The organism is Cellulosimicrobium cellulans, assembly GCF_016907755.1.
GTDB lineage: Bacteria > Actinomycetota > Actinomycetes > Actinomycetales > Cellulomonadaceae > Cellulosimicrobium > Cellulosimicrobium cellulans_D.
In genome coordinates, this window is sequence record NZ_JAFBCN010000001.1 from 2,170,547 (window position 1) to 2,186,136 (window position 15,590).

11 protein-coding genes are annotated in these 15,590 nt (G+C 74.3%); 10 read left to right on the plus strand and 1 reads right to left on the minus strand.

The window, feature by feature from the left end:
* Position 1: 1 nt before the first annotated feature.
* The gene (locus JOE63_RS09325; protein ID WP_204540855.1) at positions 2–3,808 is read left to right on the plus strand and encodes a metallophosphoesterase; all 3,807 of its coding nucleotides are present in this window, start codon (positions 2–4) and stop codon (positions 3,806–3,808) included.
* Between the two features lie 123 nt (positions 3,809–3,931).
* On the opposite strand, the gene JOE63_RS09330 is transcribed toward JOE63_RS09325, so the two are convergent.
* Positions 3,932–4,693: an SDR family NAD(P)-dependent oxidoreductase gene (locus tag JOE63_RS09330; protein ID WP_204540858.1), complete on the minus strand. Its 762-nt coding sequence runs from the start codon at positions 4,691–4,693 to the stop codon at positions 3,932–3,934.
* Between the two features lie 334 nt (positions 4,694–5,027).
* Here JOE63_RS09330 and JOE63_RS09335 point away from each other — a divergent pair, with 334 nt between their 5' ends.
* From JOE63_RS09335 to JOE63_RS09375, 9 genes are all read left to right on the plus strand, one after another.
* Positions 5,028–6,338: a TrpB-like pyridoxal phosphate-dependent enzyme gene (locus tag JOE63_RS09335; RefSeq protein ID WP_204540861.1), complete on the plus strand. Its 1,311-nt coding sequence runs from the start codon at positions 5,028–5,030 to the stop codon at positions 6,336–6,338.
* A 61-nt stretch (positions 6,339–6,399) separates the two neighbouring features.
* Positions 6,400–7,170 carry a tRNA (guanosine(46)-N7)-methyltransferase TrmB gene (trmB, locus tag JOE63_RS09340; RefSeq protein ID WP_204540864.1) on the plus strand — a complete coding sequence of 257 codons (771 nt, stop codon included), beginning with the start codon at positions 6,400–6,402 and terminating at the stop codon, positions 7,168–7,170.
* Between the two features lie 185 nt (positions 7,171–7,355).
* Positions 7,356–7,706: a DUF485 domain-containing protein gene (locus tag JOE63_RS09345; RefSeq protein WP_087471630.1), complete on the plus strand. Its 351-nt coding sequence runs from the start codon at positions 7,356–7,358 to the stop codon at positions 7,704–7,706.
* Positions 7,703–9,349: a solute symporter family protein gene (locus JOE63_RS09350; protein ID WP_204540867.1), complete on the plus strand. Its 1,647-nt coding sequence runs from the start codon at positions 7,703–7,705 to the stop codon at positions 9,347–9,349. The genes JOE63_RS09345 and JOE63_RS09350 overlap by 4 nt, the downstream gene beginning before the upstream one ends.
* A gap of 126 nt (positions 9,350–9,475) precedes the next feature.
* Positions 9,476–10,042: an AAA family ATPase gene (locus JOE63_RS09355; protein WP_204540870.1), complete on the plus strand. Its 567-nt coding sequence runs from the start codon at positions 9,476–9,478 to the stop codon at positions 10,040–10,042.
* Between the two features lie 65 nt (positions 10,043–10,107).
* On the plus strand, positions 10,108–11,691 hold the full coding sequence (locus JOE63_RS09360; protein ID WP_204540873.1) for a dihydrolipoyl dehydrogenase family protein: 1,584 nt from the start codon (positions 10,108–10,110) through the stop codon (positions 11,689–11,691).
* A 98-nt stretch (positions 11,692–11,789) separates the two neighbouring features.
* Positions 11,790–12,713: an ATP-grasp domain-containing protein gene (locus JOE63_RS09365; protein WP_087471634.1), complete on the plus strand. Its 924-nt coding sequence runs from the start codon at positions 11,790–11,792 to the stop codon at positions 12,711–12,713.
* Positions 12,714–12,858: 145 nt separating this feature from the next.
* On the plus strand, positions 12,859–14,208 hold the full coding sequence (locus tag JOE63_RS09370; RefSeq protein WP_204540877.1) for an O-acetylhomoserine aminocarboxypropyltransferase/cysteine synthase family protein: 1,350 nt from the start codon (positions 12,859–12,861) through the stop codon (positions 14,206–14,208).
* Entirely contained in the window at positions 14,205–15,521 is a 1,317-nt protein-coding gene (locus tag JOE63_RS09375; protein ID WP_204540880.1) for an LLM class flavin-dependent oxidoreductase, read from the plus strand. Before JOE63_RS09370 ends, JOE63_RS09375 begins: the two co-directional genes overlap by 4 nt.
* Positions 15,522–15,590 lie beyond the last annotated feature (69 nt).

Consider the following 15,590-nt stretch of genomic DNA (forward strand, 5'->3'; position numbering starts at 1 on the left):
GATGCGCACGCCCGTGCACACGCCCCGCACCCGGAGAAGACGCCGAGGGCTCGCCGCCGTGGTCGGAGCGAGCCTCGCGGTGGGGACCGCGCTCCCCGTGACCGCGGCCGTGGCCACCGACCGCGCGCCCACGCAACGCGTGGCCGCGGCGGCCGAGGAGCCGAGCGGGACGCCGACGCTCCACCCCACCTCCGGGACGTACCTGGACGGCACGGTGACCGTCACGGCGCAGCCCGTGCTGGCCGGCGACCCGGTCCGCGAGCTGGCCGTCGACGGCGAGCCGCTCGCGGGCGCCGTGGCGACCCCTGCCACGTCGCGCCTCCTGTTCGACGTGGGCAGCAACTCGATCGAGAAGCGCTACGGCAGCTACGTGCTCGTCAACGGCGCGCGCCTCGAGCTCGACCGCGACATGGTGTCCGAGCGCGTGGCGCTCGACGTGCCGAACGACCTGCTGGTCCCGGGGGAGAACGCGGTGCGGTTCGTCGTGGGCGCCGTCCCCACGTCGTGCGGCTCGAACTACGACGACTTCGACCTCACCGAGGTCTCGCTCGAGCTGCTCGGCGAGGTCGCCGACGGCTCCGGCAACCGTTTCACCTACCAGTTCGGCGACGGCTCGTGCGGGACGAACACGTCCCGCGTCCTGACGGCAGACCTGACGTTCACGGTCGCCCAGGACCCGGCCGCGACGACCGGACTCGCGGCGGAGCTCGACACGACGGCGCTCGAGAACGGCGCGCACACCCTCACGGCCACGACCGCGTCGGGCCAGACCGCGACGAGCGGCGTGACCGTGAACAACTCCGCTCCCGGCGCGCCGGCCCTGACCCCGGCGGACGGCGAGCTCCTCCACGGCACGCGGACCGTCCTCGCGACCCCGCCCGCCGGCGGCGACGCCCCGACGGGCATCGAGGTCGACGGCGCGCCCCTCGCCACGACCGCGACCCTGGGCGCCGGCTCGTCGCAGTTCGTCTTCACCGTGGGCTCGAACTCGATCGAGGCCCGCTACACGAACCACCTCCTCGTCAACGGCCAGCGCATCGACCTGGTCGACCGGGACTACGTGAGCGAGACGGTGCGCCTCGACGTGCCGAACGCCTACCTGTCGGCCGGGCGCAACACCGTCCGGTTCGTCACGGGCACCTACCCGACGTCGTGCGGCGACAACCGGGACGACTTCGCGATCTCGGGCATCGGCCTCGTGCCGAGCCACGGCACCGCGACCCCGGTCGACGTCGCGTCGTCGTACTCGCTCGGCGACGGCGACTGCGGCTCGAGCGCGACCAAGCCACGCGAGGCCGTCCTCACGTTCGACGTGACGCCGTCGGCCGACGCACCGGCTGCCGGGCTGCGCGCCGACCTCGACACGACGACGCTCGCCGACGGCGAGCACGCGCTGACCTCCTCGACCGCGGCGGGCGCCACGGCCCGGCGCGCGGTCGTCACGGACAACACGGGTCCGGCGGTCGCGTCGAGCACCCCCGCCGCCGGTGCCGAGCTCGCGACGGCGACCAGCCTCGCCGTCGAGCTCACGGACGCCTCGGGCGTGCTCGAGGGCCCGGCGGTCACGCTCGACGGCGAGGTCGTCGAGCCGGGCGCGCTCGTCGGTCCGGGCCTCGAACCCGGCGCGCACACGCTCGTCGTCACCGCGACGGACGTGCTCGGGAACGCGAGCACGCACGAGATCGGCTTCACGAGCCTCGGGATCCCCGACGTCCCGACCGACCTCACGCCCGTGACCGGGACGACCGGGGTCGAGGGCTCCGTCGAGCTCGGGGCGCGGGTGACCGCACCCGGCGCCGGCGACGTGACGGCGACGTTCGCGCGCGCCGAGGTCCGCTCGCCGGCCGTCGCGGCCCAGGGCGAGACGGCCGAGGTCCCCACCGACGTCCTGCACGTCGAGGGCGAGGTCCCGGCCGACGTCGACGCGCTCGTCCCGGGCGACGGCGCGACGCTCGACGCGGCACCCGCCGCCGACATCGCGTTCCAGCGCTTCGAGATCCCGGCCGAGGGTGACGTGGCGGGGCAGACCGTCCGCTGGGACGGCGTGATCGACCCGCAGCGCCTCGCGACCCTCCACGTGTGGGACGGCGCGGCGTGGGAGCCGCTCACCTCGGCACGGGGCGCCGTCGAGGGGCCGACGAGCCTGACCGCGACGCTGTCCGCGCGGCACGCCACGCAGGGGACGGTGCACGTCCTCGTCACCGGCACCGACCCGTTCGCCGACGACATCGACGACGGCGTCGGCACCGAGGAGCCGACGTCGTTCGCGGACCGCGACGCCTACGACTTCTCGATGGTCCACTTCACGGACACGCAGTACCTGTCCGAGGGGGCCGTCGAGCAGGAGACCGCCGAGGAGCGTGCGGTCTGGGCGAAGACCTACACCGACCTCGTGCAGTGGGTCGTCGACAACGCCGACGAGCGCGGCATCGAGTACGTCGCGCACACGGGCGACATCGTCGAGAACTACACGCGCACGCCGTCGGACGACGCGATGGCGGCCCAGGTCCGCGGGGAGTACGAGTTCTCGTCGTCCGCCCAGCGTCTGCTCGACGACGCGGGCATCCCCAACGGCGTCCTCGCGGGCAACCACGACAACCTCACCGGTGCGGACAACGGTCCCGGTGCCCTCTACAACGCCTACTACGGGCCCGAGCGGTACGAGGCGCTCTCGGCCGGGTGGCAGGACGCGTCCTACGGCGGCCCGTGGCGCGAGGGCGACAACCAGAACCACTACGACCTGTTCACGGCCGGCGGCCTGGACTTCGTCGCCGTGTACCTGTCGTACGGCGTGACCTACGAGGAGGCCGCCTGGGCCGACGGCGTGCTGGAGCAGTTCGCCGACCGCAACGCGATCCTGCTCGCGCACGACTACCTCGCGCCGAGCACGAACCCCGACGGCCGCGGGGCCCCGTTCTCCACCCCGGACGGGCGCCTGCTGTACTCGAAGGTCGTCGAGCCGAACCCGAACGTCTTCCTCGTGCTCTCGGGCCACGAGCACGGCGTCGGGATCAACGTGAAGCGCGACGTCGGCACGCCGGGCAACGGTGTCGTCGAGCTCCTCGCGGACTACCAGTTCTACGAGGTCACCGCGGAGGAGGCCGGTCTCACCGAGATCGGCGGGTACGCACCCGACCAGGGCCTGCGGCTCGGGTCGAGCTACCTGCGCCTGCTCCAGTTCGACGTCGACCGCTCCGAGCTGGTCGTCGACACGTACTCGCCGTGGCTCGAGAACTTCGGGGCCACGGAGTACGACGACCGCCAGCGCTACAACGGGCTCGAGGACGACTTCACGGTGCCGGTGGACCTGACGACCCGCACGACCACGCTCGTGACCGACGCCGTGGCGCTCTACGCCCCGGCGGAGGAGATCGGGAGCGTGACCGTCCCGTCGGGCGACGTCGCGCGCGTGACCTGGGACGGTCTCGACGCCGGGGCCCTGCACGCGTGGGTCGTCACGGCGACGAGCGCGGGCGGCGGCACGGCGGTCTCGCCCGTCACCACGTTCACCACGGCCCCGGCGCCGGACGGGCTCGTCGTCTCGACGACGGCGCGCAGCCAGTGCATGGCAGGCAAGGCGTACGTCGCGGTCCGGGCGACCAACGCCGACACCGTGCCGGTCGACGTCACGCTGAGCACGCCGTACGGCGAGCGCACGGTCGCGGCCGTGCAGCCCGGCGCGTCGGCGTACCAGGCGTTCGCCGTGCGCTCGACGCAGGTCGCCGCGGGCAGCGCCCACGTGGCCGCGACCGGCGACGGCCGCACGTTCGCGGGCGACGTCGCGTTCGACGCCCTCTCGTGCGGCTGACCCGTGCTCCGCGCGGGTGACCGGGGTGACCCGGTGACGCGCCGCGCCGAGAGGTGAGACGTGGCCCCCGAGCACTCGTGCTCGGGGGCCACGTCTCCGTCCTCGGCCCGGTGGCCGCCGTGGTCAGACGGCGGCCCACCCGCCGTCGCTGTGCAGGACGGCGCCGGACACGTTCGCCGAGTCGTCCGAGAGCAGCCACGTGATCGCCGCGGCGAGCTCGTCGGCGCTCGCGGCGGGCGGGACGGTGGTCGCCATGATCGGCCCGAGCCGCTCGCCGGCGTGCTGCGAGCGGAACGGCGCCTCGATGCTCGTCGCGACGGCGCCCGGCGCGACGACGTTCGCCCGCACGCCCTGCGGGGTGTAGAAGAACGCCGTGCTCTTCGTGAAGCCGACGACCGCGTGCTTCGACGTCGCGTACGCGGTGCCCGAGGCCGACGCGCGCGACCCCGCCTCGGACCCGACGTTGACGATCGACCCCTTCCCGGCGTCGAGCATGAGGGGCAGCACCGCGCGCGTGAGGCGCATGACGGCCGTGACGTTGACGGTCATGACGAGGTCCCAGGTCGAGTCGTCGACCTCGGCGCTCGGCAGGAAGCCGTCCATGATGCCCGCGACGTTGGCGAGCGCGTCCACCCGGCCGCCCGCGGCGGCGACCACCGCGTCGACCGTGGTCTGCGCGCTCACGTCGCCCGCGACCGTCACGAGGGCGTCGGACCCGACGTCCGCGACGAGCTTGTCCAGCCGGTCCTCCCGGACGTCCGTCGCGACGACGCGCGCGCCCTCCGCGAGCAGCCGCTCGACGGTGGCGCGCCCGATCCCGGCGCCCGCGCCGGTGACGATCGCGGTGCGGCCCTCGAACCGGCCGGGAACGTGGTTGCTGACCATGACGGCTCCTTCCGTCCGCGCCGGCACTGCCGTCGTCCGGCGTCCTGGTCCCATCCCACCGCCTGGGCCCTGGCGCGCGCGAGAGCCGATCGTCCCTGTGCCGGTGCCGGTGGTCCCTGCCGGTGTCCCGACAGCGCGCGTCGGGGTAGGGTCGGCGTCGTGACGCACCCGTCCGTGACCCCCTGGTGGCCGGCCGCCTGACGGCCGGTGACCTCATCCGGCCGTGCCCCGACGACGTGGGCGGCCTCGGCGGACCCCGGTGCACGCGTCGTCGGCCCAGCGGCCTCTACCTCCCGAGTACCCCTCCGAGTACCCCTGAGCTGGAGCCCCCAGAATGACGACACAGCAGTCTCCCGTCCCCGTCCGGTCCCTCGAGCCGACCGGCGCCGAGGTGCCCTCGACCGTCCCGACGCACTGGTACAACCTCGCCGCGGACCTGCCCGAGCCCGTGCCGCCGCACCTGCACCCGGGCACGCGCGAGCCGCTCACGCCCGACGACCTCGCGCCGCTGTTCCCGCTCGCGCTCGTCCAGCAGGAGGTGACGACGGAGCGCTACGTCGAGATCCCGCAGACGATCCGCGAGATCTACGCCCTGTGGCGGCCGTCGCCGCTCGTGCGCGCGCGACGCCTCGAGCGGGCCCTGGGCACCCCGGCCCGCATCTACTACAAGTACGAGGGCGTGAGCCCGGTCGGGTCGCACAAGCCGAACACCGCGGTCGCGCAGGCGTACTACAACGCGCTCGAGGGCACGACGAAGCTCACGACCGAGACCGGCGCGGGCCAGTGGGGGGCGTCGCTGTCGTTCGCGGGCGCGCTGCTCGGGCTCGACGTCGAGGTGTGGCAGGTGCGCGCGTCGTACGACTCGAAGCCGTACCGCCGCGCGCAGATGGAGGTCTACGGCGGGATCTGCCACCCGTCGCCGTCGGACCTCACGGAGGCCGGGCGCGCGATGCTCGCCGCCGACCCGGGGACGACCGGCTCGCTCGGCATGGCGATCAGCGAGGCCGTGGAGACCGCGGCGAAGGACCCCGCGGCGCACTACGCGCTGGGCAGCGTGCTCAACCACGTCATGCTGCACCAGAGCGTCATCGGCCAGGAGGCCCTCGTCCAGCTCGACGAGGCGGGCGAGGGGGCGCCCGACGTCGTGTTCGGGTGCGCGGGCGGCGGGTCGAACCTCGCGGGCCTGACGTTCCCGTTCCTGGGGCGCAACCTGCGCGAGGGCACGACGACGCGGCTCGTCGCGTGCGAGCCGGCCGCGTGCCCGTCGCTGACCCAGGGGGAGTACCGCTACGACTTCGGCGACGTCGCGGGCCTCACGCCGCTGCTCAAGATGCACACGCTCGGCAAGGACTTCGTCCCGCCCGCGATCCACGCGGGCGGCCTGCGGTACCACGGCATGTCGCCGATGGTGTCGCACGCGGTGAACCTCGGGCTCATGGACGCGGTCGCCGTCGAGCAGGACGAGGCGTTCGTCGCGGGCACGCTCTTCGCGCGCAGCGAGGGCATCATCCCGGCGCCCGAGTCGACGCACGCCGTGGCGGCCGCGATCGCGCACGCGCGCGCCGCGACCGAGCCCGAGGTGATCGTGCTCGGCCTGTCGGGCAACGGCGTCCTCGACCTGCCGGCGTACGCGGCGTACGTCTGACGGGCGCCTCCGGGCGCCCCGCGCGGTAGGACCTCGCGCGGGGCGCCCGTACCCTGGTGCGATGCCCGACCCGACCCCCGACATCCTCGACGACCGCCCGCGCTACCGGACGCAGCCGGTGTCGTTCGTGCGGCGCAGCGGGCGCCTCGCGCCGCGCCAGCAGCGGGCGTGGGACGCCCACCGGGACCGCTACGTCGTCGACGTGCCGCGCGACGTCGCGCGAACGTCGGTCGACCCGGCGTACGTCCTGGACGTCGCGGGCACGTTCGGGCGCGACGCGCGTCTCGTCGTCGAGATCGGCTCGGGCCAGGGCGAGGCCGTGGTGGCCGCGGCCGAGCGCGAGCCGGGCACCGACTTCCTCGCCGTCGAGGTGTACACGCCGGGCCTCGCGCAGACCGTGCTGCGCGCGTCCCAGCGCGACCTGACGAACGTGCGCCTGGTCCAGGCGAACGCGGCCGAGCTGCTGGCCACGACGCTGCCCGCGGGGAGCGTCGACGAGCTGTGGATCTTCTTCCCCGACCCGTGGCACAAGTCCCGCCACCACAAGCGGCGCCTCGTGGCGCCGTCGTTCGCGGCGCTCGCCGAGCGGGTGCTGCGTGCCCCGGGCGAGGGAGACGACGGCCGGCCGGGCGGCACGCTGCGGCTCGCCACGGACTGGGCCGAGTACGCCGACCAGATGCTCGACGTGCTCGACGCCGCGCCGGGGCTGCGGAACGTCCACGGCCCGCGCGGGGTGGCGCCGCGCTTCGAGGGGCGCGTGCTGACGGGGTTCGAGCGCAAGGGCGAGACGGCGGGCCGCGTCATCACCGACCTGGAGTACGTGCGCGTCTGACGCGTGGTGACCGGCGGCCCGACCGGCCGCGTCAGGTTCTTGCGGACAGAAGTGATCTACGGCACATTGTGCCGGGGGAGAACGTCGCCCCGGGCACGCAGTGTCGCGTGCGGTCGCGTCGACAGGTGGCCGTCTGCGGGGTGCGGGCTCTCTGTCAGTCAACGGAATGAGCCAACGGAGGCGTCATGACCGACGTGACGGCCGTCCCCGGACCGGGGCCCGCCGAAGAGACCGACTACCAGCGCGTGCAACGCTCGCCCGAGTTCCAGGACCTGCGCAGACGGTTCCGGAACTTCGTGTTCCCGATGACCGCGCTCTTCCTCGTGTGGTACTTCGTCTACGTCCTGCTCGCGAACTACGCCCACGACTTCATGAGCACCAAGGTTTGGGGGAACATCACCGTCGGGCTGCTCTTCGGCCTGGGGCAGTTCGTGTCCACGTTCGCGATCACCATGATCTACGCGCGCTGGGCCAACAGGCGGTTCGACGCCGCGGCCGACGAGCTGCGCCGCGAGATCGAGGAGGACGAGCTGTGAGCGCGCCGGTGCTGGCCGCGGAGGCCACGGACGTCGGCAACCCTGTCGTCAACATCGCGATCTTCGGCGTGTTCGTCGCGGTGACGCTCGTGATCGTGCTGCGCGCGTCCCGGCAGAACAAGTCGGCGGCCGACTACTACGCGGGCGGGCGCTCGTTCACCGGGCCGCAGAACGGCACGGCCATCGCGGGCGACTACCTCTCCGCCGCGAGCTTCCTCGGGATCTGCGGCGCCATCGCGATCAACGGGTACGACGGGTTCCTCTACTCGATCGGCTTCCTCGTGGCGTGGCTCGTCGCGCTCCTGCTCGTGGCCGAGCTGCTGCGCAACACGGGCAAGTTCACGATGGCCGACGTGCTGTCGTTCCGGCTCAAGCAGCGGCCCGTGCGGATGGCGGCGGCGCTCGCGACGCTGGCCGTCGTGTTCTTCTACCTGCTCGCCCAGATGGCCGGCGCGGGCGGGCTCGTGGCGCTGCTGCTCGGCATCGACACGACGGCGGGCCAGAGCGTCGTCGTCGCGGTCGTGGGCGCGCTGATGATCCTCTACGTGCTCGTCGGCGGGATGAAGGGCACCACGTGGGTGCAGATCATCAAGGCCGTGCTGCTCATCGCGGGTGCGGCCGTGATGACGGTGTGGGTGCTCGCCAAGTTCGGCTTCAACCTCTCCGACCTGCTCCAGGGCGCCATCGACGAGGCCGGCGTCGGCGGCGAGGCGCTCATCGAGCCGGGCAAGCAGTACGGCGCGACCGGCACGACCAAGCTCGACTTCCTCTCCCTCGCCCTGGCCCTCGTGCTCGGCACGGCCGGGCTGCCGCACGTGCTCATGCGCTTCTACACCGTGCCGTCGGCCAAGGAGGCCCGCCGCTCGGTCGTGTGGGCGATCTGGCTCATCGGCATCTTCTACCTGTTCACCCTCGTGCTGGGGTACGGCGCCGGGGCGCTCGTGGGACCGGAGACGATCAGCGCGGCCCCAGGGGGAGTGAACTCGGCGGCGCCGCTGCTCGCGTTCGCCCTCGGCGGGGAGATCCTGCTCGGGTTCATCTCCGCCGTCGCGTTCGCGACGATCCTCGCCGTCGTGGCGGGCCTGACGATCACCGCGGCGGCGAGCTTCGCGCACGACATCTACGCCAACGTCATCAAGCGGGGCGAGGTGAAGCCCGACGGGGAGGTCAAGGTCGCGCGCATCACCGTCGTCGTCATCGGGATCCTCGCGATCCTCGGCGGCATCTTCGCCCAGGGCCAGAACGTGGCGTTCCTCGTGGCGCTCGCGTTCGCCGTCGCGGCGAGCGCGAACCTGCCGACCATCCTCTACTCGCTGTTCTGGAAGCGGTTCAACACGTCCGGGGCGCTGTGGAGCATGTACGGCGGGCTCGTCTCGTGCGTCGTGCTCATCGCGTTCTCGCCCGTCGTGTCCGGCAAGGTCGACCCGGTGACGGGCGCGAGCCTGTCGATGATCAAGAACACGGACATCGACTTCGCGATCTTCCCGCTGAGCAACCCCGGCATCATCTCCATCCCGCTCGCGTTCCTGCTCGGGATCCTCGGGACGCTGCTCAGCAAGGAGAAGCCGCACCCGGAGAAGTTCGCCGAGATGGAGGTCCGCTCGCTCACCGGCGCGGGCGCCGAGAAGGCGGTCGTGCACTAGCGCGCGACGCCGTCTCGCTCACTTCGCGAGGAGGCCCCGGTCCGAGCGTCGGACCGGGGCCTCCTGCACGTCCCCGTCCCGGGAATCCCGTGGCCCGGGCGCTCGGCCGTGCCGTACCGTCCGGCCATGGCCTCCCCGTCCCAGCCCGACACCGTCGCCCCCGAGGCCGGCCCGGCACCCGTCCTCGTGGTCACCGGGGCGATGGCCTCGGGCAAGTCGACCGTCGCCGACGCGCTCGCCCGGACCTTTCCCCTCGCCGCGCACGTGCGCGGCGACATGTTCCGCCGGTTCGTCGTGAGCGGGCAGGCGTCGATGGCGCCGCCGCTGTCGGGCGCGGCCCGCGCCCAGCTCGACCTGCGGCAGGTGCTCGCGGCGCAGGTCGCGGACACCTACGCCGCGGCCGGCGTGGTCGCCGTCGTCCAGGACATCCTGCTCGGGCCCGACCTGGAGCGGTTCACGGCGCGCGTGCGCACCCGGCCGTGCTACGCCGTCGTGCTCACCCCGGACGGCGCGACGCTCGCCGCGCGCGACGCCGCCCGGCACAAGCAGGGGTACGGGGACTGGACGCCGGACGAGTTCGCCGCGGCGGCCCGGTCGACGCCGGGCGGACTGCACCTCGACACCACGGGGTGGTCCGTCGCCGAGACCGTCCGGCAGGTCCTCGACCGGCTCGACGAGGCGCGCGTCGCGTGAACCCGCCGACGAGCCCACCGACGTCCCGCTGAGCGACGAGCCCGACACCGCGTGAGGATGGGCCCATGACGAGCGACCCGCAGCAGGAGACCGCGCCCGACGACACCTACGACGTGATCGTGATCGGCGGAGGGCCCGTCGGGGAGAACGCCGCCGACCGCGCCGGACGCACGGGCCTGAGCGTCGCGCTCGTCGAGGCCGAGCTGGTCGGCGGCGAGTGCTCGTACTGGGCGTGCATCCCCTCGAAGACGCTCCTGCGGCCCGGGGCGGCGCGCGCCGAGGCGCGGGGCGTCCCCGGGGTGGGCGTCGACGACGCGCTCGACGTCCCCGCCGTTCTCGCGCGCCGCGACGCGATGGTCGCGGACTGGGACGACGGCGGCCAGGTCTCGTGGGTCGAGGGCGCGGGGATCGCGCTCGTGCGCGGGCTGGGCCGGATCGTCGCGCCGCGCCTCGTGGAGGTCGTCGCGGAGGAGCCCGACGCCGACCCGGACGACCTCCCGCGGACGCGGCGGCTCGCGGCGCGGCACGCGGTGATCGTGGCGACGGGGAGCGTCCCCGTGCTCCCCGACGTGCCCGGCCTCGCCGACGCGAACACCTGGACGAGCCGCGAGGCGACGGCGGTCGAGGACGTCCCCGAGTCGCTCGCGATCGTGGGCGGGGGAGTGGTCGCGACCGAGATGGCCGTCGCGTTCGCCGACCTCGGCGCGCGCGTCACGGTCCTCTCGCGCGGGGGGCTGCTCGGCCGGACCGAGCCGTGGGCGGGCGAGGCGGTCGCGGCGTCGCTGCGTGAGCTGGGCGTGGACGTGCGCCTCGGGGTCGCCACCGAGTCGGTCGAGGCGCTGCCCGACGGCGGGGCGCGGCTCACGCTCTCGGCCGTCGGGTCTCGGCAGGGCGAGGGCGGCGCCGACGGGGCGCCGGACCTGTCGCCCGTGACCGCGGAGCGGGTCCTCGTCGCGACCGGCCGCGTCCCGCGGACCCAGGACCTCGGCGTCGACGCGGTCGGGCTCGTACCGGGGCGCGCGCTCGACGTCGACGACACGATGCTCGTGCAGGGGTTGCCGCAGGACGCCGCCGAGGGGGCCGAGGGCGGCTGGCTGTACGCCGCGGGCGACGTCACCGGGCGGGTCGCGACGACGCACCAGGGCAAGTACCAGGGCCGGGTCGTGGGCGACGTCGTCGCGGCCCGCTTCGGCGACCCGGACGCCGACGGGGCGCCGACCGCCGGGGAGCGGGCACCCGCCGTCGGCACCGCGCCCGAGCCGTGGTCGCGGTTCGCGGCCACGGCCGACGGCGTGGCGTCCCCGCAGGTCGTGTTCACGCGTCCCGAGGTCGCGGCCGTCGGGCACACCGAGGCGTCCGCCCGGGAGGCCGGGATCGACGTGCGGGTCGTGCGGTACGACCTCGCCAACGTGTCCGGCGCCGCCGTGCGGGCCGAGGACTACGCCGGCAGCGCCCAGCTCGTCGTCGACGCCGCGCGCGAGGTCGTGGTCGGTGCCACCTTCGTCGGCCCCGACGCGGCGGAGATGCTGCACGCCGCGACGATCGCCGTCGTGGGCGAGGTCCCGCTGCGGCGCCTGTGGCACGCGGTGCCGTCGTACCCGACGGTGAGCGAGGTCTGGCTGCGCTTCCTCGAGGAGTACGGGCTGTAGGCGCACGCGGAGCCGCCGCAGGAGCCACGCCGCCCGGGCCGGGCACGTCACAGGGGTCGGGCGCCCGCGCGGCGGCCCCGTCCCCTAGGCTCGGGGGCGTGACGACCGAGACCTCAGCCCCCCGCGTCGCCCTCGCGACGTGCTCCGTCCTGCCGCACCTCGACCCTGACGACGCGCCGCTCGTGCGCGCGCTCGACGCGCGCGGCGTCGCCGCCCAGCCCGCCGTCTGGGACGACCCGGACGTCGACTGGGCCGCGTTCGACGCCGTCGTCGTCCGCTCGACGTGGGACTACTCGGCCCGGCGCGACGAGTTCGTCGCGTGGGCGGCACGCGTCCCGCGCATCCTCAACGCAGAGGCGGTGCTGCGCTGGAACACCGACAAGGGCTACCTGCGCGAGCTGGAGGGCGCGGGCATCCCCGTGATCCCGACGCTGTGGCTCGACCCGGCACGCAACCTGTCCTCGCGCGCGATCCACACGCGCCTGCCGGCTCAGGGCGACTTCGTCATCAAGCCGGTCGTCAGCGCGGGGGCCAAGGACACGGGCCGCTACCAGGCCGGCGAGGCGCACTCGCGCGGGCTCGCGATCCAGCACGCGAAGAACCTGCTGGTCTCGGGCCGCGAGGTCATGGTGCAGCCGTACGTCACGAGCGTCGACACCGCCGGCGAGACGGGACTCGTCTTCGTCGACGGCGAGTTCTCCCACGCCGTGCGCAAGAACGCGCTCCTCACCGGCCCGCACCGCCCGACCCGCGGCCTCTACCAGCAGGAGGAGATGAGCCCGTTCACCGCCACCGAGGAGCAGCTCGACGTCGCGCGCCGGGCGCTCGCGACGGCGGCCGACGCGGTCGGCGGCGGAGACGTGGCGAGCTTCCTCTACGCGCGCGTCGACGTCGTGACGGGCAACGACGGCGGCGTCGTGGTCATCGAGCTCGAGCTCACCGAGCCGTCGCTGTTCCTGGCCCTCGCCCCGGGGTCGCTCGACCGGTTCGCCGACGCGATCGCCGCGCGCGTCGGGCACTGACGCCGCTCGGCCGCACCGGCGCGGAGCCGTCGGCCGTGAGCCGTTCACATCGTCTCGTGCGGTGAGAAGGTCGCGGCTCGGGGGTGGCGTCGGGCCCGCCCGACCGTACGGTGTCGCCCCGTCCCGCGACACCGAGAGGCCGACCATGCTGCCGATCCGTACCGACGCGCCGACCGTGGCCGGCCCCGGCTCCGCGCGGGGTTTCACCACGCGCCAGGTCCACGCGGGCGACGCCGCGCGCGACACCGGCGGCGTGCGCCCGCGCGCGACGCCCGTCTACCTCACGGCGGGGTTCCGGTTCGACGACTTCGAGCAGGCGGGGGCGCACTTCGGCACCGGGGAGGGGTACGCGTACACCCGGCACGGCAACCCGACGACGGATGCCGCCGAACGCAAGGTGGCGGACCTCGAAGGGGGCGCGGAGGCGCTGCTCGTGGCGAGCGGGCAGGCGGCGGTCACGGTGGCGGTGCTCGCCCTCGTCGCCGCGGGGCAGCGCGTCCTGTCCGCGACGAGCGTCTACGAGGGGACGCGCGGGCTGTTCCTGGAGAACCTGCCGCGACTGGGGATCGAGACCGACTTCGTCGAGGACGCCAACGATCCCGACGAGTGGGCCCGGCGGATCACGCCCGACACGCGCGTGCTGTTCTGCGAGTCGGTCCCCAACCCCCTCAACGACCTGGTCGACCTCGCCGCCGTCGCGCGGGTCGCGCACGCGCACGGGCTGCCGCTGGTCGTCGACAACACGCTCGCCACCCCGTACCTGCTGCGCCCGATCGAGCACGGGGCGGACGTCGTCGTGCACTCGGCGAGCAAGTTCCTCGCCGGGCAGGGCGCGGTGCTCGGCGGCGTCGTGGTCGACGCGGGGACGTTCGACGCCGAACGGTCCGGCGCGCTGTTCCCGCACCTCGTGGAGCGGACTCGACTCGGCGGACCCGGCTACGCCGAGCGCTTCGGGGGGAGCGCCCGCAGCGCCTACGCGCGCGAGGTCGTGGCGCCGCGGCTCGGACCGACACCGTCGCCGTTCACGGCGTTCCTCGTCGCGCAGGGGGTCGAGACGCTCTCGTTGCGCGTGGCGCGGCAGAGCGCCGTCGCGCTCGAGGTGGCCGAGTGGCTCGCGGGACGTCCCGAGGTGCTCTCGGTCGACTACTCGGGACTCCCGTCGAGCCCGTCGCACGACCTCGCGCGGCGCTACCTGCCCGACGGCCAGGGGTCGGTCTTCTCCTTCACGCTGCGCGACGGGGAGCGTGCCGCGCGGCACGTGGTCGAGAGCGTGCGCCTCTTCACGCACATGACGCACCTGGGAGACGTGCGCTCGCTGGTCCTGCACCCCGCGAGCACGAGCCACGTGCTGCGCTCGCCGGAGGAGCAGGCGGCCGCGGGCATCTGGCCGGGCACGCTGCGCGTCTCGATCGGCATCGAGGACCCGCTCGACCTGGTCGCCGACCTCGAGCAGGCCCTGGCGACCGTCCCGGCCGCTCCGAGGAGGGCGTCATGAGCCGCCCGCAGCACCTGGGGTGGTTCCTCGCGCGCGGCTTCGGCCCCCACGGCTGGGGACATCCGTATCTCGACTGGGGCTACCGCTGGACGTCTCCCGACCTCTACCAGCAGTCCGCCCGCGAGCTCGACCAGGCCGGGCTCGACCTCCTGGTCATCGAGGACGCGCCGTCGCTGGGCTCGGCCGCGACGATCGACCTGCGCGTGCGGCACGCGTTCGGCGGGCCCAAGCTGGACCCGCTGCTGCTCGCGCCCTACCTCTTCCAGGTGACACGGCACCTCGGCGTCGTGCCGACCGTCAACCCCGCCGCGGTCGGCCCGTACACGGCGGCGCGCCAGCTCGCGACGCTGCAGCACCTCAGCGGCCACCGGCTCGGGCTCAACGTCGTGACCGACACGGGCTCCGCCCGGCACTTCGGGGACCGCGCACCCCTCGGTCACGACGCCGCGTACGACCGTGCGGAGGAGTGGCTCGACGGCGTGCGGTCGCTCTGGCGGAGCTGGGACGAGGGGGCGCTCGTCGCGGACCCGGCCAGCGGCCGGTACGCCGACGGGAGCCGGATGGACGCGGTCCGCCACCGTGGCGAGCACTACGCGTTCGACGGTCCCCTCAACTTCGTGCCCTTCACCGACGGTGAGCCGGTCGTCGTGTCGCCGGGCGGCTCGGGCCGGGGACTCGCCTTCGCGGGTGCGCGGTCCGACGTGCAGCTCGCGCTCGCGCCGCTCGACGTCGAGAGCGTGCGCGCGTACCGGGGACGGGTCCACGCGGCCGCGGTGGCCGCCGGGCGCTCGCCGTCCGACGTGAAGATCCTCTTCGCGGTCCAGCCGGTGCTGGTGTCGAGCCGGGAGGAGGCCGACCGGCTCGTCGCCGCGTCAGCCCACCCGGACGACGGCACCCTGCGCCGGGTCGCTGAGCGTCAGTCGAGCGATCTCGAGACCGACCTGACGGCGCTCGACCTCGACCGGCCGCTCGACCTCGGGGTCTTCGGCGACCACGTCTCGCACGGGAGCATCGCTCGTCTGGTCGGGACGCACGACGTCGCCACGACGCCGCTGCGCACGCTGCTCGGCGCCCAGGCGCGGCTCGGGCGGCTGTCGGACCGTTGCGGGTTCGTCGGCACGGCCGACGAGCTCGCCGACGTGTTCGAGGAGCTCGGTGACGACGCCGACAACGACGGGTTCCTGCTGTGGGGCGACCTGCACCCGGTCACCGTGCACCGCACGCTCGACGAGCTCGTCCCGGTCCTGCGCCGCCGCGGGATCCTCCGCACCGATCACGGGGCGTCGCTCCGGGAGAACCTCGCAGCGTTCTGACCCGCGGTCGTCACCGTCCACGAGCGCAGCCCGGGAGCCGACGAGACCGTCGCCCCCGGGCCGCGCACC

Excerpts from the sequence above, each read along its gene's own strand:
- JOE63_RS09325 (WP_204540855.1), top strand. The coding sequence starts at position 2 with ATGCGCACGCCCGTGCACACGCCCCGCACCCGGAGAAGACGCCGAGGG.
- JOE63_RS09330 (WP_204540858.1), bottom strand. The coding sequence starts at position 4,693 with ATGGTCAGCAACCACGTTCCCGGCCGGTTCGAGGGCCGCACCGCGATC.
- JOE63_RS09335 (WP_204540861.1), top strand. The coding sequence starts at position 5,028 with ATGACGACACAGCAGTCTCCCGTCCCCGTCCGGTCCCTCGAGCCGACC.
- trmB (WP_204540864.1), top strand. The coding sequence starts at position 6,400 with ATGCCCGACCCGACCCCCGACATCCTCGACGACCGCCCGCGCTACCGG.
- JOE63_RS09345 (WP_087471630.1), top strand. The coding sequence starts at position 7,356 with ATGACCGACGTGACGGCCGTCCCCGGACCGGGGCCCGCCGAAGAGACC.
- JOE63_RS09355 (WP_204540870.1), top strand. The coding sequence starts at position 9,476 with ATGGCCTCCCCGTCCCAGCCCGACACCGTCGCCCCCGAGGCCGGCCCG.
- JOE63_RS09360 (WP_204540873.1), top strand. The coding sequence starts at position 10,108 with ATGACGAGCGACCCGCAGCAGGAGACCGCGCCCGACGACACCTACGAC.
- JOE63_RS09370 (WP_204540877.1), top strand. The coding sequence starts at position 12,859 with ATGCTGCCGATCCGTACCGACGCGCCGACCGTGGCCGGCCCCGGCTCC.
- JOE63_RS09375 (WP_204540880.1), top strand. The coding sequence starts at position 14,205 with ATGAGCCGCCCGCAGCACCTGGGGTGGTTCCTCGCGCGCGGCTTCGGC.